Origin of the sequence: Pseudomonas sp. Irchel s3b2 (assembly GCF_900187445.1) — a bacterium.
Classification (GTDB): domain Bacteria; phylum Pseudomonadota; class Gammaproteobacteria; order Pseudomonadales; family Pseudomonadaceae; genus Aquipseudomonas.
Genome location: NZ_FYEB01000003.1, coordinates 35265 through 61140, shown reverse-complemented (window position 1 = coordinate 61140; position 25876 = coordinate 35265). Strand labels below are relative to the sequence as shown.

General features: G+C 59.0%; 22 protein-coding genes and 1 pseudogene. 12 read left to right on the top strand and 11 right to left on the bottom strand.

Features of this window, described 5'->3' with window-relative positions; all coding sequences use genetic code 11:
• Positions 1-10: 10 nt before the first annotated feature.
• Entirely contained in the window at positions 11-265 is a 255-nt protein-coding gene (locus CKW20_RS09870) for a hypothetical protein (protein ID WP_008068804.1), read from the bottom strand.
• Positions 266-545: 280 nt separating this feature from the next.
• Here CKW20_RS09870 and CKW20_RS30120 point away from each other — a divergent pair.
• From CKW20_RS30120 to CKW20_RS09855, 4 genes and pseudogenes are all read left to right on the top strand, one after another.
• Positions 546-1580 (top strand): annotated as a pseudogene (locus tag CKW20_RS30120) (cache and HAMP domain-containing protein); the annotation flags it as partial.
• A 93-nt stretch (positions 1581-1673) separates the two neighbouring features.
• On the top strand, positions 1674-2438 hold the full coding sequence (locus tag CKW20_RS30115; protein ID WP_370694726.1) for a methyl-accepting chemotaxis protein: 765 nt from the start codon (positions 1674-1676) through the stop codon (positions 2436-2438).
• A gap of 155 nt (positions 2439-2593) precedes the next feature.
• Positions 2594-2866 carry a type II toxin-antitoxin system Phd/YefM family antitoxin gene (locus CKW20_RS09860; protein WP_030129260.1) on the top strand — a complete coding sequence of 91 codons (273 nt, stop codon included), beginning with the start codon at positions 2594-2596 and terminating at the stop codon, positions 2864-2866.
• Positions 2863-3195, top strand: coding sequence for a type II toxin-antitoxin system RelE/ParE family toxin (locus tag CKW20_RS09855; protein ID WP_095052751.1), 333 nt, complete (start codon positions 2863-2865; stop codon positions 3193-3195). The genes CKW20_RS09860 and CKW20_RS09855 overlap by 4 nt, the downstream gene beginning before the upstream one ends.
• A 7-nt stretch (positions 3196-3202) precedes the next feature.
• Here the strand turns inward: CKW20_RS09855 and CKW20_RS09850 are convergent, their stop codons facing one another.
• From CKW20_RS09850 to CKW20_RS09830, 5 genes are all read right to left on the bottom strand, one after another.
• Complete coding sequence (locus CKW20_RS09850) at positions 3203-3805, bottom strand: DUF924 family protein (RefSeq protein WP_095052750.1); 603 nt, start codon at positions 3803-3805, stop codon at positions 3203-3205.
• Between the two features lie 3 nt (positions 3806-3808).
• A complete protein-coding gene (locus tag CKW20_RS09845) occupies positions 3809-4819 on the bottom strand; it encodes a class 1 fructose-bisphosphatase (RefSeq protein ID WP_038978569.1) in 1011 nt (336 codons plus the stop codon).
• 240 nt (positions 4820-5059) lie between these two features.
• Complete coding sequence (locus CKW20_RS09840; protein WP_095052749.1) at positions 5060-6427, bottom strand: DUF3999 domain-containing protein; 1368 nt, start codon at positions 6425-6427, stop codon at positions 5060-5062.
• A complete protein-coding gene (locus tag CKW20_RS09835) occupies positions 6424-10011 on the bottom strand; it encodes a DUF2339 domain-containing protein (RefSeq protein ID WP_095052748.1) in 3588 nt (1195 codons plus the stop codon). The genes CKW20_RS09840 and CKW20_RS09835 overlap by 4 nt, the downstream gene beginning before the upstream one ends.
• A gap of 218 nt (positions 10012-10229) precedes the next feature.
• A complete protein-coding gene (locus CKW20_RS09830) occupies positions 10230-12680 on the bottom strand; it encodes a glycogen/starch/alpha-glucan phosphorylase (RefSeq protein ID WP_095052747.1) in 2451 nt (816 codons plus the stop codon).
• Between the two features lie 254 nt (positions 12681-12934).
• On the opposite strand from CKW20_RS09830, the gene CKW20_RS09825 reads away from it, so the two are divergent.
• Positions 12935-13372: a YkgJ family cysteine cluster protein gene (locus CKW20_RS09825; RefSeq protein ID WP_030129267.1), complete on the top strand. Its 438-nt coding sequence runs from the start codon at positions 12935-12937 to the stop codon at positions 13370-13372.
• A 200-nt stretch (positions 13373-13572) separates the two neighbouring features.
• Here CKW20_RS09825 and typA read toward each other — a convergent pair whose 3' ends face one another.
• Positions 13573-15393, bottom strand: coding sequence for a translational GTPase TypA (gene typA / locus CKW20_RS09820; RefSeq protein WP_095052746.1), 1821 nt, complete (start codon positions 15391-15393; stop codon positions 13573-13575).
• Positions 15394-15530: 137 nt separating this feature from the next.
• Positions 15531-16985, bottom strand: coding sequence for a tRNA uracil 4-sulfurtransferase ThiI (thiI, locus tag CKW20_RS09815; protein ID WP_095052745.1), 1455 nt, complete (start codon positions 16983-16985; stop codon positions 15531-15533).
• A gap of 328 nt (positions 16986-17313) precedes the next feature.
• Between thiI and glnA the strand changes: the two genes are divergently transcribed.
• The 6 genes from glnA (at position 17314) to ntrC (ending at position 23477) form a co-directional block, all read left to right on the top strand.
• Positions 17314-18720, top strand: coding sequence for a glutamate--ammonia ligase (gene glnA, locus CKW20_RS09805; RefSeq protein ID WP_007907861.1), 1407 nt, complete (start codon positions 17314-17316; stop codon positions 18718-18720).
• Between the two features lie 133 nt (positions 18721-18853).
• Positions 18854-19402, top strand: a complete 549-nt coding sequence (locus CKW20_RS09800; RefSeq protein WP_095052744.1) for a chorismate mutase — start codon at positions 18854-18856, stop codon at positions 19400-19402.
• A gap of 101 nt (positions 19403-19503) precedes the next feature.
• A complete protein-coding gene (locus CKW20_RS09795) occupies positions 19504-20019 on the top strand; it encodes a DUF4124 domain-containing protein (protein WP_095052743.1) in 516 nt (171 codons plus the stop codon).
• On the top strand, positions 20016-20618 hold the full coding sequence (locus tag CKW20_RS09790; protein WP_095052742.1) for a DUF4124 domain-containing protein: 603 nt from the start codon (positions 20016-20018) through the stop codon (positions 20616-20618). Before CKW20_RS09795 ends, CKW20_RS09790 begins: the two co-directional genes overlap by 4 nt.
• Before the next feature lie 340 nt (positions 20619-20958).
• Positions 20959-22044, top strand: coding sequence for a nitrogen regulation protein NR(II) (glnL, locus tag CKW20_RS09785; RefSeq protein WP_038978561.1), 1086 nt, complete (start codon positions 20959-20961; stop codon positions 22042-22044).
• On the top strand, positions 22041-23477 hold the full coding sequence (gene ntrC / locus CKW20_RS09780) for a nitrogen regulation protein NR(I) (protein WP_095052741.1): 1437 nt from the start codon (positions 22041-22043) through the stop codon (positions 23475-23477). Before glnL ends, ntrC begins: the two co-directional genes overlap by 4 nt.
• Positions 23478-24021: 544 nt before the next feature.
• On the opposite strand, the gene CKW20_RS09775 is transcribed toward ntrC, so the two are convergent.
• On the bottom strand, positions 24022-24462 hold the full coding sequence (locus CKW20_RS09775; RefSeq protein WP_095052740.1) for a hypothetical protein: 441 nt from the start codon (positions 24460-24462) through the stop codon (positions 24022-24024).
• Here CKW20_RS09775 and CKW20_RS09770 point away from each other — a divergent pair.
• Entirely contained in the window at positions 24461-24916 is a 456-nt protein-coding gene (locus CKW20_RS09770) for a tRNA (cytidine(34)-2'-O)-methyltransferase (RefSeq protein WP_095052739.1), read from the top strand. The genes CKW20_RS09775 and CKW20_RS09770 overlap by 2 nt on opposite strands.
• 164 nt (positions 24917-25080) lie before the next feature.
• On the opposite strand, the gene secB is transcribed toward CKW20_RS09770, so the two are convergent.
• Entirely contained in the window at positions 25081-25566 is a 486-nt protein-coding gene (secB, locus tag CKW20_RS09765) for a protein-export chaperone SecB (RefSeq protein ID WP_007897410.1), read from the bottom strand.
• Positions 25567-25614: 48 nt separating this feature from the next.
• A complete protein-coding gene (grxC, locus tag CKW20_RS09760; RefSeq protein ID WP_095052738.1) occupies positions 25615-25875 on the bottom strand; it encodes a glutaredoxin 3 in 261 nt (86 codons plus the stop codon).
• Between the last annotated feature and the right edge of the window lies 1 nt (position 25876).

Below are 25876 nucleotides of genomic sequence, written 5' to 3'. Positions count from 1 at the left end.
TAGCCCCGGTTTACTTCAGGCCTTGGCCGGAAAACATCAGCACTTTGTCACCGGCGTACTGCACGCTGATAAAGCTGTTTTTGTCGCCCCAGGTGCAACTGGACATGCCAAGCGCGCCCGAGCAATCGGCAGGTTTGCCCAGCAAGGTTTCAACCTCGGCCTTGGGCATGCCGGTCGACAGCTTCGAATAATTTTCCTGATTGATCTTGCCGCACGCTGCCAACAACACGCAGAACGAGAGCAAGGCGATAGATCGCAGCGACATGGTGTAACTCCTGGGGCGTAGGGAATGGCATGGCTGCCAAGCTGAAGCTTAGAAGAGAAAACCCCTGTCTGGTTCCCTGAGCATCCGGCTATTTGTTCAGCCATCCGTCTGCCTTTTACGATAAATCAGCCACTTTTTCGCGCCGCTGAGTATTTCGTCGGTTTTCGCAGAAGCCGCCTAATCTTTGGCGCTGGCCAGTCGACATAGAAGCAGCGCAAAGCCTTCCACTGTGGCAAATTGACACCCCTTGTTGACCAGCCCCTTCGCGGTAGCTCATTTAATGACCAAAAACATGAAGTTCAGCCACAAAATCTTGTTGGCAGCCGCTCTCGTGGTGGCCGTTGCATTCGCCTGCTTCATCCTGTTCAACGATTACCGCCAGCGGCAGACCCTGCGCAGCAGTACCGAGTCCTCGATGCAGGAACTCGGCAGCCTGACCACCAGCAACATCCAGACCTGGCTGGAAAGCCGCATTCAATTGCTGCAATCGCTGTCCCAGCAGATCGCCGTGGACGGCAGCGCCCAAGCCAACCTCAAACGTGCCATCGACCTGCCGGCCTACACCAGCAACTTCCAGCTGAGCTACTTCGGCGGCACCGATGGCGTGATGTTCTCGGTCCCGGCCGGCAATCGCGCCGCCGACTACGACCCCCGCGCCCGTGGCTGGTACAAGGCGGCCAACAACGCGCAACAGACCATCGTCACCGAACCCTACATCGCGGCATCGTCGGGCAAACTGGTGATCACCGTTGCCACGCCGGTGAAGCATCAGAATCAAATGATCGGCGTCGCCGGCGCAGATATCGACCTGTCCAGCGTCAGCGCGATCATCAACTCGCTGAATTTCGGCGGTCATGGCCATGCGTTTATCGTCAGCGCCGACGGCAAGATCCTGATCCACCCGGACAGCAAACTGGTGCTCAAGAACCTGGCCGACGCCTACCCTAACGGTGCGCCGAAAATCAGTCAGGGCCTGAAGGAAGTCGAGCTGGACGGCAAAACCCAGTTCATCTCCTTCACTCACATCAACGGTGTGCCATCGGCGGATTGGTACGTAGCGCTGGTGCTGGATCAGGAAACCGCATTCTCGATGCTCAGCGAATTCCGCACCTCGGCGATCATCGCCATGATCATTGCCGTGGTGATCATCATCGCGCTGCTGAGCATGTTGATCCGCGTGCTGATGCAACCGCTGCTGACCATGGGCCGCGCCATGCATGACATCGCCGAGGGCGAAGGTGACCTGACCAAGCGTCTGACCATTCACGGCCAGGACGAATTCGGTGCGCTGGGCACCTCGTTCAACCGTTTTGTGGAACGTATTCATACCTCGATCCGCGAAGTGTCCTCGGCCACCGGTCAGGTCAACGAAGTCGCCTTGCGGGTCGTCGCCGCTTCTAATTCGTCGATGTTCAACTCCGATCAACAAGCCTCACGCACCAGCAGCGTGGCTGCGGCGATCAACGAACTCGGCGCCGCCGCTCAGGAAATCGCCCAGAACGCCGCCCTCGCCTCGCAACACTCGAGCGACGCCCGCGCCTTGGCTGAAGACGGTCAGCAAGTGGTGGATAAAACCATCGCCGCGATGCAGCAGCTGTCGGCGAAGATCAGCGATTCGTGCGGCAACATCGAAACCCTGAACAGCAACACGGTGAACATCGGCCAGATTCTGGAAGTGATCACCAGCATCTCGCAGCAAACCAACCTGCTGGCACTCAACGCGGCCATCGAAGCAGCCCGTGCCGGTGAAGCCGGTCGTGGTTTTGCCGTGGTCGCGGATGAGGTACGCAACCTCGCCCACCGCACTCAGGATTCGGCGCAGCAAGTGCAGAAGATGATCGAAGAACTACAAGTCGGCGCCCGGGAAGCGGTCAGCACCATGACCGACAGCCAGCGCCAGAGCGAAAGCAGCGTTGGCATCGCCAACCAGGCCGGCGAACGCTTGGGCAGCGTGACGCAGCGCATCGGTGAGATCGACGGGATGAACCAGTCCGTGGCGACCGCGACCGAAGAGCAGACTGCCGTGGTCGAGTCGATCAATGTCGACATCACCGAAATCAACACGCTGAACCAGGAAGGTGTGGAGAACTTGCAGTCGACCTTGCGTGCGTGTGCCGATCTTGAGCAGCAGGCAGCGCGGTTGAAGCAGTTGGTTGGCAGTTTCAGGATCTAGTGTTTTCAAGGGCCCCTTCGCGGGCAAGTCGGCATTGGCTGCAGCGAAAATCTAAAACCGAAACTCGCTCTACAGGAAACGTTGGTCGGTGCAGCCTGACGCAGGACTGAATTAAGACTAAACTCAGTCCTATTCAAACTGACGAGGCTCATCCCATGAAGCTTTCATCTCAAATCAAACCGATCAGTTACCTGAAAAGCCACACTGCGGAAATCGTTAAAACGCTCACCGAGAGCCGTGAACCCTTGGTGATTACCCAAAACGGTGAAGCGAAGCTCGTGGTCATGGATGTGAAAAGCTTTGAAGAGCAAGAAGACACAATGGCTCTTTTAAAGCTCTTGGCAATGGGTAATCGGGAGATTGAAGAGGGCAAGTTTCGGGATGCCGAAGACGTCTTCGCAGAAATGGACAAGGCCGACCATCAATGAGCTTAAAGGTCGTCATTCTTCAGTCCGCCGAAACAGACCTCAAAGAAATTCGTACCTATCTCACCAAACAATTTTCTACACAGACATGGCAAAACACCTACGCCAATCTGAAAGCAGCCATCCGTCATTTGGGAAGCCAGCCCTATGCCGGGTCAGTCCCGGAAGAGATTGAGAAGCTCAATCTTAGTCAATATCGACAAATTGTCTTAGGAATGAACCGGATCATTTATGAAGTGCGGGAGCAAACGGTTTACGTCCACATCATTGCCGATACACGGAAAAACCTGCCGACATTGCTGGTGAAGCGACTGTTACAAGGGAATCCGTGAGTGCCCATCAGAACCGCGACCCCGGCCCATTCAAAAACTCCAGCTCCTCAGCCGTAGATTCGCGCTCCAACACCGCATTGCGATGGGGAAACCGACCAAACCGCGCAATGATCTTCTGATGCCGTTCGGCATAATCCAGGTTGTCGGCAAACACCGCCCGATCCGCCTCCGGTTGCTGTTCAACCAGATCAAGAAACCGCGAAACCGCTTCGTTCTGCACCGCCAGATTTTCGCAGTGCTCGAACACCAGATAGATAAACACCCGCTGGATGGGTCGCAGTTGCCGATCGAAATCCGCAGCAATGCCTTGCGCTACCAGTGCTTGAGCCCTGAGATCGCCTGAAAAGGATTTGGGGGTGTCGCGAAAGATCATTCGCGGCAGTTGATCGAGCAGCAGCACCAAGGCTAGCCAACCTTCTGGGCATTGCACCCATTCGGTCAATCCGCCGGCCAGTGCCTGCTCGACCTGGTCCCCGAAACGCATCCGCGCTTCGAGGTCCTGGCTGTCGCGCTTGCCGAACCATAACTTGCCCTTGTCAGCCGCTATTTCGTTGGGTGATTCGAAAGATCCGAACCACCATTCGAGTAACGGCTGCCAGGGCGCGGTCATGGTTTATTCCTTGTGGTAAGCCGTAACGCGGGCAACTTCTTCTTTCGAACCGAGGAACACCGCAACACGCTGGTGCAGGCCTTCCGGCTGGATGTCGAGGATGCGCTGGTGGCCGTCGGTAGACGCGCCGCCCGCCTGTTCCACCAGGAACGACATCGGGTTGGCTTCGTACATCAGGCGCAGTTTGCCCGGTTTCGACGGCTCGCGGCTGTCGCGTGGGTACATGAACAGGCCACCACGGTTCAGGATGCGGTGCACGTCGGCGACCATTGCGGCAACCCAACGCATGTTGTAGTTCTTTTTCAGCGGGCCTTCATCACCTGCCAGCAATTCGCCGACGTAGCGCTGTACCGGTGCTTCCCAGTGACGCTGGTTGGACGCGTTGATGGCAAATTCCTGGGTGGTTTCAGGAATGGTGATGTTTTCGTGGGTCAGTACGAAACTGCCCATTTCACGGTCCAGGGTGAAGCCTTTCACGCCATCGCCCAGGGTCAGGATCAGCATGGTCTGCGGACCGTAGATCGCGTAGCCGGCGGCCACTTGCTGGGTACCTGGCTGCAGGAAGGCCTTTTCATTCAAGGGCTCGTTCTGGGTCAGGTATTCGTTCGGGCAACGCAGTACCGAGAAGATCGTGCCGACCGGCGCGTTGATGTCGATGTTCGACGAACCGTCCAGCGGGTCGAATACCAGCAGGTACGCGCCTTTCGGGTATTTGCCCGGGATCTGGTAGGCATTGTCCATTTCCTCGGACGCCATGCCGGCCAGGTGACCGCCCCATTCGTTGGCTTCGAGCAGGATCTCGTTGGAGATCACATCGAGCTTTTTCTGCACTTCGCCCTGGACGTTTTCAGTGCCCATGCTGCCCAGAACGCCACCCAGGGCGCCTTTGGACACGGCGTGGTTGATCTCCTTGCAGGCACGCGCCACCACTTCGATCAGGAAGCGCAGATCGGCAGGAGTGTTGTTGCTGCGGGTCTGCTCAATCAAATAGCGACTCAAGGTAACGCGGGACATGGAAGACTCCGGAATGGGGGGCTAAAAACCCGCGCAGTTTAACGCGAGTCGGGGCGCATTTCCTCCTATCAGACGTGATACGCCTAATAGAGTTCATGCGCGGGGTTGAGCGTAGTTCGAAATGGGGCCGTGATTGGCGGCAGTTTCAATATTTTTGGTGGCCGGAAGGACGCCTTCACACCCTGAGCCTTTCCGTCAACACGGTTTTGCTGTGCCCGCGATCTGGCGCGAAGCGCCAGCCTAGGATTTGACGGGTGGCTTGCGCAACAAGCTGAACGCCATGGCCCCCAGAAACAGCACACTGAGCAACAACACCCCCCACAACCCGAATTTCTTCCAGTTCGTGTCCACCACCGTTGGCGCTGTCGCCGCTGGTGTCACCACGACCCCACCCTCAACCGTCGCCTTGCCCAACGCCGCCAACTTCGCAGCGCTGTATTCCGGAATCAGTGTCGACAACGGTAAATTCGCCGCCTTCACCGTCGCACTCCCCAGCGCCAGCGTATAAGGCCCGGCCCCACGCGCCAGGAACACCAGTTGCGTGGAACGCACGGCAAACCGAACCGTCGGCGCTTCGGCGCCCAAGCCGCCGCCACGCTCATCCACTGTCAGCTTCAACTGCTGTACGGTCTGGCCCGGCAGCTGCAATTCGTTCTGCACTACGTCCTGGCCATTCTGGGTCAGGCGATAAAGCAAACCGCTGGTCAGCGGTTGCCATGGCAGGCTGGTTTCCCTGCGACCCGACAACGTCACCGGTGCCAGGCTGTTGGGCTGACTCAGTTCGATCTGCAAGCGCTGGACGTTCAACCCCATCGGCAATTGCCAGATGTACTCACCGGCCTTCACGCTGGTGCCAGGCAACGGTTGCGACCAGACCAACGGCAGCGGCAAGGTGCGGGGGTTGGCGCTTTCCAGTTGCGCCGAAGTCAGCACCGGTGCCGACTGCGGTGAACTCCACAGCAAGCGCAAATAGCGCGCCGATTGCCCCGGCAGGCCGACTTCATGTTGCTCGACCCGTTCGTCGGCAAACGTCAGACGCGCCACCTGCCCTTCACCCCACGACTGCCAATGCTGCAAATCGTCGCTGACTTCAATGCTGAAACGCTGGAAACCGTCGCGATCGCTGGTCCAATCGAGGATTAATTGCTGTAACGGCGCCTTGATGCTGCTGGCGTCGAGCAACCAGCCGCGCAGCTCTTCTTCGCCCGCCTCCAACTGGCTGGACGGCTGCACTTCGATCAACGTGCCGTTGGTGTTCGATTGCACGCGCACACTCGGCGCGCGTTCGGTGGCATCCGCCGAGTTGTACAACGGGAACCACTTCACGTCGTTCAGCGTGCGGTTTTCGCGGGTCTGCGCGGGTTCCCGGGCCAGCGCGTACGCCTGCGGCTCACCGACGGCGTTGAACACGCGAAGATCGCTGAGATCGGTTTGCCGCGCCTTCAGTTGCACGCCCAAGGGTAATTCCAGGCGATACCACGGGCCCTCGCCACTTACCGACAATGGCACCTGCGTGGCGAAGTCCGCCGGTTTTTCCTGCGCACCGGCCGACAGCGTCACACCCAACACCACAGCCCCCCACCAGCCCAGGTTCAGCTTCTGACTCAAGACGACACTCCTTCGGTTTCAGGGGCCGGTTTTTCAACATCCGGCACAGCCTCGGCACGCTTGGGCGGCAATGGAGCGAAATAGCCCACCACCAACAGCAACACGCCAACGCCGATAAACGACACGATCCGCGCCAGTCCGCCGCGGTTACTCAGTTCCACGAAGAACAGCTTGGCGACCACCAGCGCGATCAGCGCCGCGCCGATCAGCCAGACTTCGCGACGATGACGCAGATGCCCACCGATCATCAGACTCAGGGCCATCAGGGTCCAGACGATGGACAGACCCGCCTGCACCAGCATCGATTCAAGCAGCAGATCCAGCGCGAACGGCACGCCGCCCCAATGGTGAGCCGCGCGCATCACCAGCGCAGTGAAGAAGACGAACAACGAAACCCCGGCGATCACTTGCGTTGCGTTATCGGCGTACTCCTGGCGAATCGCCAATTGCGTGACCGCGCTGCGGGACCAGACATAAATGCCGAACAGGGCGAACAGCAGGCCCAGCTCCAGCGGGTTGATCAGCGGCACATACGGCAATGGCTCGGCGGCGCCATCACTGGCGATGTTCGCCAGCCAGAACCAGCCGAGCATCAACAAGGCCAACGGCGCAGCGGCATAGACCCGGTACTCGCGAGGATACTCCGACACCGGCCATCGCCATGCACGCGGTGCGGCGATCAGCACCAGATACAGGCTCGGTAGAATCGCCCAACCCAACCAGCGCCAGGCGTTGTACTGCTCCGACAAAAGCAGCAGACCGTAACGCAGCTCCAGAGCCAGCACTCCGATCAACAGCCAGCAGCCGAAAACATGGGCGGTACTCAGGGCGCTCGCGGGCAGCGTCGGCGCCAGACGCCGCAGCGAGACGAAATGCACGACGAACACCGCGGCCCAAACCAGCCAGCCGAAGTTACCTGCCGGGTGATAACGCGCATGCCAGGCCGCGAGTAACACCAGACCGGTGGCCGGAATCAACAAGGTGCAGAGCAGGCCCAGCGACGACCACTTCAGGCGCAGCGCCAATGCCGTCCACAGCGCGACACTCACGGCGGCGACGGCCAGCAACAACGTCGCCTGCAGATTCACAGGCGCAAAGCGCAGCACTTCGCTGACCCATGCCAGCGCCCACCAACCCGCGCCCCACACCAGCAACACTTCGGACAAGCGCTGCAGGCTCAACCCATCAAAGGCCGAAGCATGATTGCCGAGCTGCAAACGCCAGGCCCCGACGAACGCAGCCAGACCCAGCACCAGCGGCGTCCAGAAACCGCTATGCGCCAACGGTCGCAGCCCTTCGCTGAGCAGCGGGCCGAGCAGATCCGGCCCGGCGAACAGGAACGCAGCGCCGCCGATCACCTGCAACAACAGACCAAAGACAAAACTCACGCGCTGCTTCAGGTACAAGCTCAGCCAGATGATGAATAAACCACTGGCGGCCCACACCGCGCTCGCGGTTTGCCATGGCAACACGAACAGCACGGCGAGGTTGATCAGCACCAGACCGGCCAGCAACACCACTGACAAGCCGCGCAGCAAACGCACATCGCTGCGCACCATTTCGTCGCGGGCCGCCAGCAACATCCCGGCGATCAACGCCAGCCCGATCAGAGACGCGCTGAGCAAACCGCTCCAACCGGCACTGAATACCGCAGCCGACTCACCGCCCGCCCCTTGCAGCCGCAACAGGAACAACGCACCGCCGAGCAGCTGTACGGTGAACGCGGTGAACAGGAAGGTTCGCGATTGCAGGCGCAGACCGACGAACAGCGTCGCCAACCCTGCCAGCGCCCAACTGATCGCCGTGCCGTGAGTGAGGAAAAACAGCGGCGCCAGCAGATAGATATAGGTCAGGCCCAGGCAAGCCAACACCGGCAATCCTTTGCGCTCCCACTGCGACGCCTGTTCGGGCAATGCTTTGCGCAATTGGTAGAAGCTGAACAGCAGCGCCACGCCGAGCATCAACGCCCCCAACGGGGCGCCATCGAGCAGGCTGTTCTCGCCGCTGCGCAATTCACTGAGGAAGGCCAGTGCCGAGCCCAGTTGCAGCAGCAAGGCAAAGGCTCGCGCCAGCGGTCGTTGTTGGCGCAGGCCGAGCCAGAAAATCCCCGCGCCTTCCACCGCCCAGGCAGCCGCGGTCCAACGCGCGTCGAGCCCCAAGGGGATCGCCAGACTGGCGAAGATCACCCCCAGCGCCAGACAGGTTTCCGCCAATAACAGCGTTCGACCGCCCATCAGCAACCGGGCCAGGCCCATGTAAATCATGCCCAGCGCCAAGGCGCTGAAAGCAGCGGCAAATTCCAGGTGCTCCACCAACGCAAACTGCAAACCGAAGCCCACCAGCGGTGGCGCGAACAGCATCGTGCCGTCAACGTAATCGCCCTTGCGCGCCGACCAGTGCAGCAGTGCATCGCGGCTGTCGTCCTCGGGCGCATCGCTCATTTCCAGCAGCTTGCGCCGAGCAAACAACAACCCGATGGCCAGGTACATCAGGAAAAACAGAATCAGAAACGGCTCGGTGCTCCACAGCAATTCCGGTGTATAGGAACGCAGGCCCCAGGCCAATCCGATGCCGAAGGTGCCGACAAAACCGATCAGGTTGAGCAACCGCCAGGCCTTGAACCACGCGATGGCGAGGATGCCGGCATTGAGCAAGGCGAAGTAGCTGAACAACGCGACATGGTTGCCAGCGCCGGTGGAAGTCAGGATCGGTGCGGCGAAACCGCCCAGCGCGGCAGCGGCGGCCAGGCCCAGGGCGTTTTGGGTAATAGCGAGAACCGCCGAGAACACCGTCACTACCACCAGCAAGCCCAGCGCCGCCGTCGGGTCGAGCAGCGGGTGCAGGCGCATCGCGGCAAATACTGTCAGGTACAACACCGCGATCCCGGTGCCTTGCAGCATCAGTGCGTAATTGCTATTGCGCAGGCGCAACCACCAGCCCAGCGCGAGCAAGCCCAAGGCCGCCCCCGCGACACCGGCGTAACGCAACTCGACTGGCACCACCATGCCTTCGGTGGCGTAGCGCAACAGGAAGGCCAGGCCGAGAAACAACAGCACCACGCCGACCCGCAGCACGGTATTGCCGCCGAACAGCCAGTTGCGTGCGCCGCTGATGGCGCGTTCGATGAAGTTCGGGCCGCGAGGTGCTGCCGGTTGCTGTGGTTCGCGGGTGGCGGGCTCGGGTTTCCAGGCATCGACGGGCTGCGGACGACTGGTTTCTGTGGTGGCCGCTGTGATCGATTCGAGTTCGGGCGGCAGTTCCCAGACCAATTCCGCGGTGGCGACAGGGGCTTGCTCGATAATGATTTCAGGAGATGGAATGGGTTCGCTGGCCACCGATTCACTGGCTTCAGGCGTTTTGACGCCCGACACTTCCAGCAATGTCAATCGCTGCTCGACCGCATTCAGCGCAACCTGCGCCTGATCCAGCAAGCGTCGCTGCTCGGCGGTTTGAGTCGTCAAGCGGCCGATGCGAATGGCCTGGCCGATGCCCAGCCCGAGCAAAGCGCCCAACAGTGCATCGCTGAACGACTCGTCAAGCATCCAGCCGAGCAGCAGCCCAATCAGCATGAACATCCATTGCATGGTCGATATCCCTAAGCGGCCCATTGCCTTGTGGCGTTTGCACTGACGTCATCGCGGGCAAGCCACGCTCCTACAGCGATCAATGTCCTTTTGTAGGAGCGAGGCTTGCCCGCGAAGACGTTCGCGCAGCGGTCACTGAAACATCCGGCGAAACTGGTGCTTAGTATATCGGTCCGGCCCAACAACCGTCGGACCTGACTCGCAATTATTACTAAAAGTTACTCCAACGCCTTCCAGATATCCGTGGCGTACTCGCGAATGGTCCGGTCGGATGAGAACCAACCCATCCGCGCGCTGCTCAATACCGCCGAGCGCCACCATTCTTTGGAGTCGTGCCAATGCGCCTCGACTCGCATCTGTGCGTTCCAATAAGAGTCGAAGTCGGCGCAGACCAGGAAGCGGTCGTGATCCACTAGCGAATCGATCAGCGTGGTGTAACGGGATGGATCGTCCGGTGAGAACACCCCGCCGCGAATCGCTTGCAGCACGTCGTTGAGTCGATGGGAGGCGGCAATGTCCGGTGCCGCGCTGAATTCATGGTTGAGCTTGCGCGCTTCCACTTGCTCGGCGCTGAGGCCGAAGATGAACATGTGTTCGACACCAATGCGCTCGCTCATCTCCACGTTGGCCCCGTCCATGGTGCCAATGGTCAGCGCGCCGTTGAGGCCGAACTTCATGTTGCTGGTGCCCGAGGCTTCGAAGCCGGCGGTGGAAATCTGCTCCGACAAATCTGCCGCCGGAATGATGCTTTCAGCCAGGCTGACGTTGTAGTTGGGCAAGAACACCACTTTGAGCAGACCGCGCACGGTCGGGTCATTGTTGACCACCCGGGCGATGTCGTTGGTCAGCTTGATGATCAGCTTGGCCTGGTGATAACTGGCCGCTGCCTTGCCGGCGAAGATTTTCACCCGCGGCACCCAGTCGATTTCCGGTTCGGCACGAATTGCCTGATACAGCGCAACGGTGTGCAGCAGGTTGAGCAACTGACGTTTGTATTCGTGGATTCGCTTGACCTGCACATCGAACATCGCCGCCGGGTTGATCGCGACCCCCAGCCGCTCATGAATCAGGTACGCCAGGGCTTTCTTGCTGTGCAGCCGCTGTTCGGCGAACTGTTTGCGGAATTCAGCCTTCTCGGCAAACGGTTCCAGCCCTATCAGGCGCTCTTCGGGGTTATCCAGCAGATCCGGGCCGAGGGCATCGACCATCATCGAGGTCAACTCGGGGTTGGCCTGATAGAGCCAACGGCGGAAGGTAATGCCGTTGGTCTTGTTGTTGATCCGCTCCGGATAGAGTTTATGCAGTTCAGAGAACACCGTGCTGCGCATCAACTGCGTGTGCAGGCCGGACACACCGTTGACGCTGTGAGAACCAAGGAACGCGAGGTTGCCCATGCGCACCCGACGACCGTTGTCCTCCTCGATCAGCGATACCGCACGCAACACGTCGAAATCGTGTACGCCCTTGGCCCGCAATGAGTCGATGTGCTGGGCGTTGATCAAATAAATGATCTGCATGTGCCGCGGCAGCATCCGCTCCATCAAACCGACCGGCCAGGTTTCCAGCGCTTCCGGCAACAGCGTGTGGTTGGTGTACGACAGCGTGTCGACAGTGACCTGCCACGCCGCATCCCACGCCACGTCATAAACGTCGACCAACTGACGCATCAGCTCGGCCACGGCAATCGAAGGGTGCGTGTCGTTGAGTTGAATGGCCGCGTGATCGCCCAAGGTCAGCACCGAGGTGTGCATGTTGCGATGGCGGCGCAACAAATCCTGCAGAGAGGCGGCGACGAAGAAGTATTCCTGCCGCAGGCGCAGTTCCTGGCCGGCCTCGGTGCTGTCCGCGGGGTAGAGCACGCGGGAGATACTTTCGGCCCGGGCCACTTCTGCTACCGCGCCCAAGTGATCGCCAGCGTTGAAGCGCTCCAGGTGCAACTCTTCCATCGCCCGGGCACGCCACAGTCGCAGCGTATTGACACTCGCGCCTTGCCAACCGACCACCGGAGTGTCATAGGCAATGGCCCGCACGGTTTCCGCCGGGGACCAGACTTGCCTGGATTTACCGCTTTCATCGGTCACGGTTTCGACACTGCCGCCAAAGCCGATCGGGTAAGCGACCTCTGGCCGTTCGAACTCCCACGGGTTGCCGAAATCCAGCCAGTGCTCGGTCTGCTCTTGCTGCCAGCCGTCGACGATGGCTTGGCGGAACAAACCGTGCTCGTAACGAATGCCGTAACCATGGCCGGCGATGCCGAGGGTCGACATGCTTTCCATGAAGCATGCCGCCAAACGTCCAAGGCCTCCATTGCCCAGTGCCGCATCGGGCTCCAGCAGACGAATGCGTTCGATGTCGACGCCAAGCTCGGTCATGGCCTCACGGGCCACATCGAGCAGGCCGAGGTTGCTCAGGCTGTCGTAGAGCAAGCGGCCGATCAGGAATTCAAGGGAGAGGTAATAGACCCGCTTCTGACCTTTACGGTAGATCTGCCGGGTGTGGTCCATCCAGTGCTCGACCATATGATCGCGCGCCGCCAGGGCGATGGCTTCGAACCAGTCGTGGTCGAAGGCGTGATCCGGGTCTTTGCCCACCGCATAGGTAAGCTTGGTCAAGACGGCATCGCGGAATGCGGCCACCTCTGCTTCGCGAACAAGTGGTTCTTGAGTCATCGATAAGACCTCGAGCGAGCGTGAAGTTGTCTGAGCCTAGTCGGTCTGACAGACCATTGAGACTCTGGTTCGGCAGTTTTCCCTATTAGTGCGAGATATCGGCATCAGGTTATCGCGTGCCTGAAACAATGCAGGGGTCGTGCCGGACACAAGGACTATTTTGCGCCAAGCAAAAAAATCTGGCGAAAGGTTGTTCAAAAATCCACCAGTCCCGGTATCATCGCGCGCCCTGATGCACACGCTGGTAACAACCGATGATGAAGCCCAACCTGATCGCCGCCGCGGAGATCGATCGCCTCGATACCTGGGCCAAGTACTCTGCCCCAATGTGCGGTTCCTGCGTGTCCAGCTGCTGCACCTTGCCGGTCGAGGTCAAGATCAAGGATCTGATCCGTATCGGCATCGTCGACGAATTCGAGCGTGGCGACCCGCCGAAGAACATCGCCAAGCGTTTGCAAAAGGAAGGGATCGTCGAGCGCTATAACCAGAAGTCCGAGATCTTCACCCTTCAGCGCATGAGCAACAACGATTGCCTGTACCTGGATCGTAAGAGCCGTTTGTGCACTATTTATGATAAGCGCCCGGACACCTGCCGCAACCACCCGAAAATCGGACCGCGGCCGGGGTATTGCGCGTACAAGCCTAAAGAAGTGGTGCGTGAGAGCAATCCGCGGACGCTGGATAAGTTCTGATCCGGAATCCCGCTGTCTGACAGATTGCTTTCGCGGGCAAGCCTCGCTCCTACAGGGTTAGCGCGAACACCTCAAACCTTGTAGGAGCGAGGCTTGCCCGCGAAGAGACCCTCACAAACACCACATATAACCCCAGACAAAAAAAACGCCCCCGACCTTGCGGTCGGGGGCGTTTTTTTAAGCCTTAACTAAGTCGAAACTCAGTTGCCGCTTTTCTTGGCAGCGCGGGTACGCTCGCTTTCGCCCAGGATCTTCTTGCGAAGACGGATGGACTTAGGAGTGACTTCACACAGCTCGTCTTCCTGTACGAATTCCAGAGCTTGCTCCAGAGTGAACTTGACAGGTGGAACCAGAGCGATGGTTTCGTCTTTACCCGAAGCACGCATGTTGTCGAGCTTCTTGCCTTTAGTCGGGTTAACACCCAGGTCGTTGTCGCGGCTGTTCAGACCAACGATTTGACCTTCATAGATGTCCTGGCCGTGTTCTACGAACAGCTTGCCACGCGCCTGCAGGGTTTCCAGCGAGTAAGTCAGTGCCTTACCGGTCGCTACCGACACCAGTACACCGTTCTGACGGCCGGACATGTCGCCGGACTTCATCACGTCGTAACGGTCGAAGATCGAGGTCAGGATGCCGCCACCGGAAGTGAGGGTCAGGAACTCGTTACGGAAACCGATCAGGCCACGTGCCGGGATGTTGTACTCAAGACGCACACGGCCCTTGCCATCCGGAACCATGTTGGTCAGGTCGCCTTTACGCAGACCCATTTGCTCCATGATCGCGCCCTGGGATTCTTCCGGCAGGTCGATGGTCACGTTTTCGTACGGTTCGTGCTTGACGCCATCAACCATACGGATGATCACTTCCGGACGACCAACACCCATTTCGAAGCCTTCGCGACGCATGGTTTCGATCAGTACCGAGAGGTGCAGCTCACCACGGCCGGAAACTTTGAACTTGTCAGCCGAGTCGCCTTCTTCAACGCGCAGTGCAACGTTGTAGAGCAGTTCCTTGTCCAGACGTTCCTTGATGTTACGGCTGGTCACGAACTTGCCTTCTTTACCGCAGAAAGGCGAGTCGTTTACCTGGAAGGTCATGGAAACGGTTGGCTCGTCGACGGTCAACGGCTTCATCGCTTCAACAGCGGTTGGGTCGCACAGGGTGTCGGAGATGAACAGTTGTTCGAAGCCGCTGATGCAGACGATGTCGCCGGCAGCTGCTTCTTCAACGTCGATACGGTGCAGACCGTGGTGACCCATCAGCTTCAGGATACGGCCGTTGCGCTTCTTGCCGTCGGCGTCGATAGCGACAACCGGAGTGTTCGGCTTGATGCGACCACGAGCGATACGGCCAACGCCGATAACACCCAGGAAGCTGTTGTAGTCCAGAGCGGAGATTTGCATCTGGAACGGACCGTCACGGTCGACTTTCGGTGCTGGTACGTCGTCGATGATCGACTGGTACAGCGGGGTCATGTCTTCAGCCATTTCGGTGTGGTCAAGACCAGCAATACCGTTCAGGGCCGAGGCGTAGACGACTTTGAAGTCCAGCTGTTCTTCGGTAGCACCCAGGTTGTCGAACAGGTCGAAGATCTGGTCCAGAACCCAGTCCGGACGCGCGCCTGGACGGTCAACCTTGTTGATGACCACGATTGGACGCAGGCCGGCTTCGAAAGCCTTCTTGGTCACGAAACGGGTTTGCGGCATAGGGCCGTCTTGAGCGTCAACCAGCAGCAGAACGGAGTCAACCATCGACATTACGCGCTCAACTTCGCCGCCGAAGTCGGCGTGGCCCGGGGTGTCCACGATGTTGATGTGGTAGCCGTTCCAGTTGATGGCGGTGTTTTTCGCCAGAATGGTAATACCGCGTTCTTTCTCCTGGTCGTTGGAGTCCATCACGCGCTCGTCGTTGAGCTCGTTGCGCTCCAGGGTGCCGGATTGACGCAAGAGTTTGTCTACCAGGGTGGTTTTACCATGGTCAACGTGAGCAATGATGGCGATGTTGCGTAGATTTTCGATCACTTGTGTATCTCGATCAGAGGATTCGGTGTGCTGACAAGTCTTGGCAGCGATTAACGTTGCGTCCGTAAAGCCGTTACAGCTTGACGGCGGCGTCGGGGGGCCGGTGACGCAGGCCACAGGCAAACAGCCCCGGGCACTTAGCTCGGTCGATAAACGCGCACATTGGCATGCCCCTCACTGAGCAAATGGTGGGCATGCAGGCGACTCATCACGCCTTTGTCGCAATAGAGCAGGTACTGGCGAGTAGGGTCCAGTTCCTTGAAACGAGCGTTCAGTGCATAAAACGGCATCGTTTGTACCTCGACGCCAGAAAGCGTAAGCGGGTCGTCTTCAGCGGCATCAGGATGACGGATGTCGATGACGATTTGCCCCGCCAGCGCTTCGCTGACTTCTTCAATCTGCAAGTCCTGGCCCAATTCGTCGATCACGCGATCGATCGGTACCAGTTTGGCGTTCTCGAGCGCACGCTCGAGTACCGCCATATCGAATTCTTTCTCTTCATGCTCCACGCGATGGCGCTTGGCGTGAGTCTTGGGGTTCACCGAGATGACCCCGCAGTATTCCGGCATGTGCTTGGCGAAGTCGGCAGTACCGATTTCGTTGGCCAGGTCGATGATGTCCTGTTTGTGACTGGCGATCAGCGGACGCAAAACCAGCTTGTCGGTCACGCAGTCGATCACGGACAGGTTCGGCAACGTCTGGCTCGACACCTGGGAAATCGCTTCGCCGGTGACCAGCGCTTCGATGTCCAGCCGATCGGCAATACGGGAAGCAGCGCGCAACATCATACGCTTCAAAACTACACCCATATGACTGTTATCGACTTTACCGAGAATTTCTCCCAGTACTTCCTCGAACGGCACACTGACAAATAACACGCGTTGGGAGCTGCCGTACTTCTTCCAGATGAAGTGCGCGACTTCCATGACGCCCAGTTCGTGGGCACGTCCGCCCAGATTGAAGAAGCAGAAATGGCTCATTAGCCCGCGGCGCATGATCTGGTAGGCGGCGACAGTGGAGTCGAAGCCACCGGACATCAGTACAAGCGTCTGTTCCAGGGCACCCAGCGGATAACCGCCGATGCTGTTGTGCTGGCTGTGGATCACGAACAACCGTTTGTCGCGAATTTCGATGCGAACTTCAATTTCCGGCTCTTTGAGCGAGATTCCGGCGGCGCCGCACTGACGACGCAGTTGGCTGCCGACGTATTTCTCGACGTCCATGGAGCTGAATTCGTGCTTGCCGGCACGCTTGCAGCGCACCGAAAAAATCTTCCCGGCCAGAGCATCACCGAAATGCTGTTTGCACTTGGCGACGATGTCGTCGAAGTCACCCAGCGGGTATTCATCGACCTGCAGAAAATGCGCGATGCCCGGCATGCAGCTCAGGCGCTCGGTCATCTCCTTCAGGGCTTTCGGGTCGCTGACGCGGGTTTCCAGCTCGAGATTGTCCCACACACCGTTCACCACCACGGCCGGGTCCAGATCGCGGAGCACGGTACGGATGTTTTTGGCCAACTGGCGGATGAAACGCATCCGTACCGGGCGGCTCTTGATGGTGATCTCGGGGAAGACTTTTACGATTAGTTTCATGAAAACAGCGCGCGCTGGGCCAGCCGAAAAAGGGGGGCGCGGATTATAGCGGAAATTGCTCAAGGTTTAACCAGTTAATGTGCAGAAGGTTTTGTGCGCACCAAAACAGGTCATTTGTGGATTTCGACGCTACATTACAGGGCAAGGTTTTGCGCTTTTCGAGGCACTACACCTTTATAAGCGTGATATTGGGGCAAAAAACCCATGGTGGGGCACTGGCATGCAATTTGCTCCCTTGTGAGGCAGGTTGCCTTGGCAGAGTATTCGCGCCGGCATCACCCACATTTAAGGGCATCCACTACTAGCCCTAAGCCACCCGGAGGACACTATGTCGAAGTCGGTTCAACTCATCAAAGATCATGACGTCAAGTGGATTGATCTGCGCTTCACGGACACCAAAGGCACTCAGCACCACGTGACCATGCCGGCTCGCGATGGGCTGGATGAAGCTTTCTTCGAAGAAGGCAAAATGTTCGACGGTTCCTCCATCGCTGGCTGGAAAGGCATCGAAGCCTCCGACATGATCCTGATGCCGGACGACAGCACTGCCGTTCTCGACCCGTTCACCGAAGAGCCGACCCTGATCCTGGTTTGCGACGTGATCGAGCCTTCGACCATGCAAGGCTACGACCGTGACCCACGTGCGATCGCCAAGCGTGCCGAGGAATACCTGAAGTCGACCGGTATCGGCGACACCGTATTCGTGGGTCCAGAGCCTGAATTCTTCATCTTCGACGAAGTGAAGTTCAAGTCCGACATCTCCGGCTCCATGTTCAAAATCTTCTCCGAACAAGGTTCGTGGATGTCCGACCAGGACGTGGAAGGCGGCAACAAAGGCCACCGTCCAGGCGTCAAAGGCGGCTACTTCCCGGTTCCGCCATTCGACCACGACCACGAAATCCGTACCTCCATGTGCAACGCCATGGAAGAAATGGGCCTGGTCATCGAAGTTCACCACCACGAAGTGGCGACTGCCGGCCAGAACGAAATCGGCGTGAAGTTCAACACCCTGGTTGCCAAGGCTGACGAAGTTCAAACCCTGAAATACTGCGTACACAACGTTGCTGACGCCTACGGCCGCACCGCGACCTTCATGCCTAAGCCTCTGTACGGCGACAACGGTTCGGGTATGCACGTTCACCTGTCCATCGCCAAAGATGGCAAGAACACCTTCGCTGGCGAAGGCTATGCTGGCCTGTCCGATACCGCTCTGTACTTCATCGGCGGCATCATCAAGCACGGTAAGGCTCTGAACGGCTTCACCAACCCGTCGACCAACTCCTACAAGCGTCTGGTCCCAGGTTTCGAAGCGCCAGTGATGCTGGCTTACTCGGCTCGTAACCGTTCGGCTTCGATCCGTATTCCTTACGTGTCCAGCCCTCGTGCTCGCCGTATCGAAGCTCGCTTCCCGGATCCAGCAGCTAACCCGTACCTGGGCTTCGCTGCACTGTTGATGGCTGGCCTGGACGGCATCCAGAACAAGATCCACCCAGGCGACGCCGCTGACAAAAACCTGTACGACCTGCCGCCTGAAGAGGCGAAAGAGATCCCACAAGTTTGCGGCAGCCTGAAAGAAGCCCTGGAAGAGCTGGACAAAGGTCGTGCGTTCCTGACCAAAGGCGGCGTTTTCAGCGACGACTTCATCGACGCTTACATCGCTCTGAAAAGCGAAGAAGAAATCAAGGTTCGTACCTTCGTACACCCACTGGAATATGAGCTGTACTACAGCTGCTGATCCGGTAGCGCTGCGACACGCGGCGTGACAAAGAGAGGCCTCCTTCGGGAGGCCTTTTTTATGGGCGATCGTCTGTCATCGGGTGCCCGGTTGCGTGCATCATGGCCTTCATCCGATAAAGCCGAGATGCCCCATGCGCCTACGCCCATGCCTTGCCCTGCTCACCGCCCTGCTGACCAACAGCGCTTTTGCCAGCCCGGCACCTGCCGCCCTCGCCCCGCTGCTTGGCACCATCGAAGAACGCCTGGCGATTGCCGATCAGGTCGCGCTTAGCAAATGGGACAGTGGCAAACCGGTCGAAGACCGTCAGCGCGAGCGCGAAGTCATTGCCGGCGCCGTCGCCCTGGCACCTGCTTATAAATTGAGCAACGAAGCCGTCGAACAGTTCTTCTCGGCGCAGATCGAGGCCAACAAACTGGTGCAATACGCGCACCTGTCTGACTGGCATGCGCAAGGCAAGGCGCCCAATGATCCTCGCCCCGATCTCGTTGGGCAGATCCGCCCGCAACTCGATCAGTTACAAAAACGCCTGCTGCAACAATTGGCCGATTTCCGCCCTTATCGCAACGACCCGCAGTGTCCGTCCTGGCTGGCCAAGGCCAATAAAGCCGGCGCCCAAGCGCCATTGCGCGAGCTTGCCCAGGTACGCGCCACCGCTGAGTTGTGCAGCGCCAGCCACTGAGCCGATCTGCCGATGTGCGCTGAAGTGCTCTATGCTCAGCGCTTAGTCGCCATGAACGGAACAGGGCCGGACACTTGCCCAACGGCCAATGGAAGCCTGCAATGCGCTCATTGTTGTTATGCCTGCTTGTGCTGATCGCCCTGCCCGTCGCCGCGCAGATCTACAAATACACCGACGCCAACGGCAACACGGCGTACAGCAATCAACCACCCGATGGCGTAAAGGCTCAGCCCGTGGAGTTACCACCGCTCAACAGCATCGAGCTTCAACCACCGAGCGAACCAATAGCGCCTGCGCAATCCAGTCGCCGTGAACAGCCCAACAGCGCCTATCAGGTGCTGGAGCTGACCGGTTTGCCCACCGAAGAAGCCTTGCGCGCCAACAACGGCACGTTCACGGTTGGCGTATTGATCCAGCCGCGCCTGCAAGGCCCTCATCGATTGAGGCTGTTACTGGACGATCAAGCCTACGGCCAACCGAGCAACGTACCGATTCTGCAACTGGTGAACATCGACCGTGGCGAACACCGCCTCGCGGTTCAGGTGATCGATGGGCAAAATGTCGTGCAGCAGAGCCCCACCGTGACTTTCACCGTACAACGGGTGCATAAGCCTTGAGGTTCTGGCTGTTGGTCGCGTGCCTGATCAGCCTGCCGACAATGGCCGAGGTCTTCACCTATATCGACGCCCAGGGTAATCGGGTCTTCACCGATCAGCCGGGCACTCGTAACGCCAAGCGCGTGCCACTGGCGACCAGCAATCGAATGTCGGCCAACCCGAGTGGCGCCGCGCCAGTTGCGGCCACAAAAGCCAAACCACTGTTTCATTACGACATGCTTCGTGTGCTGGTGCCGGACCCGGATGCCACGATCCGTAGCACTGCCGGTGAATTGATCGTCAGCGTTACCAGTGAACCCGGCCTGCAACAGGGCCATAGGTATCGCCTGCTGCTGGATGGCCAGCCCACCGCCGAGCCCGGCCCGAGCCCGGTGTTCGCCCTGAGCAACATCGACCGCGGCAGCCATCACTTATCGGTGGAAATCCTCGACGAACAGGGCCGTACCGTCGAACGCACGGCCAATCAACCCTTCCATATGCAGCGCATTTCCCTCGCGCAGAAACGCCAGGTCAAACCCTGCGCCTTCACCGACTACGGCCAACGGCCGGAATGCCCCCTCAAAGATAAACCTGAAGAAGAAAAAAGCTTCTGGCGCTAATGCCAGTCAGTTAAGCGCAACCCTGTAGGAGCGAGCTTGCTCGCGAAAGCGGTATATCAGGCGACATCAATGTTGACTGTACCGCCGTCTTCGCGAGCAAGCTTCGCTCCTACAGTTCAGGTTTGCGCACTATATTGGTGCGATAGAGTGCACAGTACTCATATCCCAACCCATTTTGGTTCGAAAGTACCCGCAAAAGCTGGCAGAACGCCACGCAAATGAGCGTCAAACGCCTGTTTCAGGCTCTAAACGCTTCTTTTCGGAGCCTTGGTTTGGTTTTTGCATTTTCCCCGTATCGGCGCGTTATTCACGCGCATGCCCTGCTCCAAAAGAGGTCCTGATGACCATTAGCGACGCACTACACCGCTTGCTACTCGACAACCTGACCACCGCCACCATTCTGCTCGACGCCGAACTGCGCCTTGAGTACATGAACCCGGCGGCGGAGATGCTGCTGGCCATCAGTGGTCAGCGAAGCCATGGACAGTTCATCAGCGAATTGTTCACCGAGTCCACCGAAGCGCTGAATTCCCTGCGTCAGGCGGTCGAGCAGGCGCATCCGTTCACCAAACGTGAAGCGATGCTCACCGCCCTCACCGGCCAGACCCTGACCGTCGACTACGCCGTGACACCGATCCTGAGCAATGGCGCTACGCTGCTGCTGCTGGAGGTTCACCCGCGTGACCGCTTGCTGCGGATCACCAAGGAAGAGGCGCAACTGTCGAAACAGGAAACCAGCAAGATGCTGGTACGCGGCCTCGCCCACGAGATCAAAAACCCGCTGGGCGGGATTCGTGGCGCGGCTCAACTGCTCGCCCGTGAATTGCCGGAAGAAAGCCTGCGCGATTACACCAACGTCATCATTGAAGAAGCCGATCGCCTGCGCAATCTGGTGGATCGCATGCTCGGCTCCAACAAATTGCCGTCATTGGCCATGTGCAACGTCCATGAAGTGTTGGAACGCGTGGGTCAGTTGGTAGAGGCCGAAAGTCAGGGATGCATCACTTTGGTGCGCGACTACGACCCAAGCATTCCGGATGTCTTGATTGATCGCGAACAGATGATTCAAGCCGTGCTTAACATCGTACGCAACGCGATGCAGGCCATCAGCAGCCAGAACGAGCTGCGCCTTGGCCGCATCAGCTTGCGTACCCGCGCCATGCGCCAATTCACCATCGGCCACGTGCGCCATCGTCTGGTGACCAAGATCGAAATCATCGACAACGGCCCGGGCATTCCCGCCGAGTTGCAGGAAACCATCTTCTTCCCCATGGTCAGCGGCCGCCCGGACGGTACCGGGCTGGGCCTGGCCATTACCCAGAACATCATCAGCCAGCACCAGGGCCTGATCGAATGTGACAGCCATCCAGGCCACACCACGTTCTCGATCTTTCTGCCACTGGAACAAGGAGCCACATCGACATGAGCCGTAGTGAAACCGTGTGGATCGTCGATGACGACCGTTCTATCCGTTGGGTCTTGGAAAAAGCCTTGCAGCAGGAAGGCATGACTACGCAAAGCTTCGACAGTGCCGATGGAGTGATGAGCCGCCTGGCGCGTCAGCAGCCGGACGTGATCATCTCTGACATCCGCATGCCGGGTGCCAGCGGTCTGGACCTTCTGGCACGGATTCGCGAACAACACCCACGGCTGCCGGTGATCATCATGACCGCGCACTCCGACCTGGACAGCGCTGTCGCGTCTTATCAGGGCGGCGCGTTCGAATACCTGCCCAAGCCATTTGACGTCGACGAAGCGGTGTCGCTGGTCAAACGTGCCAACCAGCACGCTCAGGAACAGCAAGGCCTGGAAGTCGTCCCGACACTGACCCGCACCCCGGAAATCATCGGCGAAGCGCCGGCGATGCAGGAAGTGTTTCGCGCCATCGGGCGCTTGAGCCACTCCAACATCACCGTGCTGATCAATGGCGAATCCGGTACCGGTAAAGAACTGGTTGCCCACGCCCTGCACCGTCACAGCCCACGGGCGGCCTCGCCGTTCATTGCACTGAACATGGCGGCGATCCCGAAAGACCTGATGGAATCCGAACTGTTCGGCCATGAAAAAGGCGCATTCACCGGTGCGGCCAACTTGCGTCGCGGGCGTTTTGAGCAGGCTGATGGCGGCACGCTGTTCCTCGATGAAATCGGTGACATGCCGGCGGATACTCAGACTCGTTTGCTGCGGGTATTGGCAGACGGCGAGTTCTACCGTGTCGGCGGCCATGTGCCGGTGAAGGTCGATGTGCGAATCATCGCCGCGACGCACCAGAATCTGGAAACCCTGGTGCATGCCGGGAAATTCCGTGAGGACTTGTTTCACCGCCTCAACGTGATCCGCATCCACATTCCACGAATGTCGGACCGTCGCGAAGACATCCCGACCCTGGCCAAGCACTTCCTTGGCCGCGCCGCGCAAGAACTGGCGGTGGAACCAAAGCTGCTGAAAAGCGAAACCGAGGAATACCTGAAGAACCTGCCGTGGCCAGGCAACGTGCGTCAGCTGGAGAATACTTGTCGCTGGATTACGGTGATGGCTTCGGGTCGCGAAGTGCACATCAGCGATCTGCCGCCAGAGCTGCTGAGCCTGCCGCAGGATTCGGCGCCGGTGACCAACTGGGAGCAAGCGCTGCGTCAGTGGGCTGATCAGGCGCTGGCTCGCGGTCAATCGAGTCTGCTCGACAGCGCCGTGCCGAGTTTCGAGCGGATCATGATCGAAACCGCCCTCAAACACACCGCCGGCCGCCGCCGCGATGCCGCCGTGTTGCTGGGCTGGGGGCGTAATACCCTGACGCGCAAGATCAAGGAATTGGGGATGAAGGTTGATAGTGGGGATGATGATGAGGGGGATGAGGGCTAGTCCCTTCACCTGATCGTTCCCACGCTCTGCGTGGGAACGATCATCGCCCCGGTGTGCACCGCCGCAATGCACCGTGAACCGCAATCGCGCACGGCAACAGATCCGAAATCCCGCCTGCGTTCGCAATCGAACCTCTATCGAAAAAACCCAAAAGCCCCGAATTACGGGGCTTTCAGCGCTTCTCGACGGCTTTCTGTTGCAACGTGTTAAAAACTGGCACGCGCCCTGCAATAGTCCAATCAGTGATTCGATTCACTACCCAGTTTCGGGGACCTTGGTACAGGCAGGCCGGGGCTTCCCCTCTTTACACCGGGCTCATACCGCAACTGCGACGAGCCCTCCCGTTTTGGGGTCCTTGGTACAGGCAGGCCGGGGATTCCCTCTTTACACCGGGCTCATACCGCAACTGCGACGAGCCCCTCCCGTTTTGGGGTCCTTGGTACAGGCAGGCCGGGGATTCCCTCTTTACACCGGGTTCACGACGCAATGCGCGAGCCCTCCCGTTTTGGGAACCTTGGTACAGGCAGGCCGGGGATTCCCTCTTTTATTGCTCTCGGAGATGGATCTCCAGCCGCCAGCGGTCATCGACCTCGCTACCGGCCCACTCGCCCTGCAGCGGCCGGGCAGCCACCAGCGTCAGCAACAATCCGCCATCACTCAACCGCGTTCGCCAGTTCACGTCCTTGCCGTTGAGCTTGAGCTGACCTTTCTGCGCCTTGCCTTGCGCCTCGAACAACAGCGCCACGCTGCCGTCGACCAGCTCGCCGTGGGTTTTGGGTTCGTTGTTGAACCATACCACCAGCCCATCGTTCGTCACCTCGACCTGCTGTAAAACGCTGGGGTCGGGCGCTGTCAGGCGACCGATCATCAGGCCCACCATCACCCCGACAATCGCCAGCGAAGCCATCACCCGCGGGAATAGTTTCGAACGAGGATCCTTTGGCGGCGTAGAATGCCCGTCATCTTTATCTTCGGAGCCGTGCATGTTTCACGTCATCCTTTTCCAACCAGAAATTCCGCCGAATACCGGCAACGTTATCAGGCTGTGCGCCAACAGTGGCTGCCACCTGCATTTGATCGAACCGCTGGGCTTCGAGATGGACGACAAGCGTCTGCGCCGGGCCGGCCTCGATTACCATGAGTATGCCACCCTGCAACGCCATGCGGACCTCGCAAGCTGCCTGGAAAGCCTCGGCCATCCTCGGCTGTTCGCCTTTACCACCAAGGGCTCGCGGCCATTTCACGAGGCCAGTTTCGCCGAGGGCGATGCCTTCCTGTTCGGGCCGGAAAGCCGCGGCTTGCCGGCCGAAGTGCTCGATGCCCTGCCCAGTGAACAACGTCTGCGTTTGCCCATGCGCGAAGGCTGTCGCAGCCTGAACCTGTCCAACACCGTGGCCGTCGCGGTGTATGAAGGCTGGCGCCAGCTCGGGTTCAAGTAAGGGACACGCCCCCGTAGGAGCTGCCGAAGGCTGCGATCTTTTGATCTTAAAAATCAAAATCAAAAGATCGCAGCCTTCGGCAGCTCCTACTCGAAGGTTTCGTTTGCTCCACGAAAAAAGCGCCTTCAACGGCGCTTTTTTCATGGAGCAAACGAAGCTTCTTTTTACTGAACGGTTGGAGTCTCGCCCGCAGCCTGCATGCGTTGCAGCTCTTGTGCGTACAGCGCGTCGAAGTTCACCGGGGCCAGCATCAGGGCCGGGAACGAACCGCGGGTCACCAGGCTGTCCAGGGTTTCGCGAGCATAAGGGAACAGGATGTTCGGGCAGAACGCGCCGAGCGTGTGGCTCATCGAAGCATCGTCCAGGTTCTTGATCAGGAAGATCCCGGCCTGTTGCACTTCAGCAATGAACGCCACTTCTTCACCGTTTTTCACGGTGACCGACAGGGTCAGCACGACTTCGTGGAAGTCGCCTTCCAGAGCCTTCTGACGGGTGTTCAGATCCAAACCGACGCTCGGCTCCCACTGCTGACGAAAGATCGCCGGGCTTTTCGGGGCTTCGAAGGACAAGTCACGTACGTAGATGCGCTGCAAGGAGAATTGCGGTGCGGTTTCTTCTTCGCTAGCTGCAGTGTTCTGTTGGTCAGTCATCTCAGATCCTTTCTGATCTCGGGTCTTGTAGGGTTGGCTATTTTCAAGTCAGGCAGTCAGGCCCAGCATGGCGTCGAGCTTGCCGGCGCGATCCAGGGCAAACAAATCATCACAGCCGCCAACGTGGGTGCTGCCGATCCAGATCTGCGGCACGGACGTACGCCCGGCCTTCTGAGCCATCGCGGCACGCACCTGCGGCTTGCCATCGACCTTGATCTCTTCGAAGGCTACGCCTTTGTTCTCGAGCAGGTACTTGGCTCGCGAGCAATAAGGGCAGTAATCGCTGGAATAGACGACGACATTGTTCATA

Excerpts from the sequence above, each read along its gene's own strand:
- CKW20_RS09835 (WP_095052748.1), bottom strand. The coding sequence starts at position 10,011 with ATGCAATGGATGTTCATGCTGATTGGGCTGCTGCTCGGCTGGATGCTT.
- CKW20_RS09795 (WP_095052743.1), top strand. The coding sequence starts at position 19,504 with ATGCGCTCATTGTTGTTATGCCTGCTTGTGCTGATCGCCCTGCCCGTC.
- grxC (WP_095052738.1), bottom strand. The coding sequence starts at position 25,875 with ATGAACAATGTCGTCGTCTATTCCAGCGATTACTGCCCTTATTGCTCG.
- CKW20_RS09800 (WP_095052744.1), top strand. The coding sequence starts at position 18,854 with ATGCGCCTACGCCCATGCCTTGCCCTGCTCACCGCCCTGCTGACCAAC.
- ntrC (WP_095052741.1), top strand. The coding sequence starts at position 22,041 with ATGAGCCGTAGTGAAACCGTGTGGATCGTCGATGACGACCGTTCTATC.
- glnA (WP_007907861.1), top strand. The coding sequence starts at position 17,314 with ATGTCGAAGTCGGTTCAACTCATCAAAGATCATGACGTCAAGTGGATT.
- thiI (WP_095052745.1), bottom strand. The coding sequence starts at position 16,985 with ATGAAACTAATCGTAAAAGTCTTCCCCGAGATCACCATCAAGAGCCGC.
- secB (WP_007897410.1), bottom strand. The coding sequence starts at position 25,566 with ATGACTGACCAACAGAACACTGCAGCTAGCGAAGAAGAAACCGCACCG.
- CKW20_RS09860 (WP_030129260.1), top strand. The coding sequence starts at position 2,594 with ATGAAGCTTTCATCTCAAATCAAACCGATCAGTTACCTGAAAAGCCAC.
- CKW20_RS09830 (WP_095052747.1), bottom strand. The coding sequence starts at position 12,680 with ATGACTCAAGAACCACTTGTTCGCGAAGCAGAGGTGGCCGCATTCCGC.
- CKW20_RS09855 (WP_095052751.1), top strand. The coding sequence starts at position 2,863 with ATGAGCTTAAAGGTCGTCATTCTTCAGTCCGCCGAAACAGACCTCAAA.
- CKW20_RS09870 (WP_008068804.1), bottom strand. The coding sequence starts at position 265 with ATGTCGCTGCGATCTATCGCCTTGCTCTCGTTCTGCGTGTTGTTGGCA.
- CKW20_RS09775 (WP_095052740.1), bottom strand. The coding sequence starts at position 24,462 with ATGCACGGCTCCGAAGATAAAGATGACGGGCATTCTACGCCGCCAAAG.
- glnL (WP_038978561.1), top strand. The coding sequence starts at position 20,959 with ATGACCATTAGCGACGCACTACACCGCTTGCTACTCGACAACCTGACC.
- CKW20_RS09845 (WP_038978569.1), bottom strand. The coding sequence starts at position 4,819 with ATGTCCCGCGTTACCTTGAGTCGCTATTTGATTGAGCAGACCCGCAGC.
- CKW20_RS30115 (WP_370694726.1), top strand. The coding sequence starts at position 1,674 with ATGTTCAACTCCGATCAACAAGCCTCACGCACCAGCAGCGTGGCTGCG.
- CKW20_RS09850 (WP_095052750.1), bottom strand. The coding sequence starts at position 3,805 with ATGACCGCGCCCTGGCAGCCGTTACTCGAATGGTGGTTCGGATCTTTC.
- CKW20_RS09770 (WP_095052739.1), top strand. The coding sequence starts at position 24,461 with ATGTTTCACGTCATCCTTTTCCAACCAGAAATTCCGCCGAATACCGGC.
- CKW20_RS09825 (WP_030129267.1), top strand. The coding sequence starts at position 12,935 with ATGATGAAGCCCAACCTGATCGCCGCCGCGGAGATCGATCGCCTCGAT.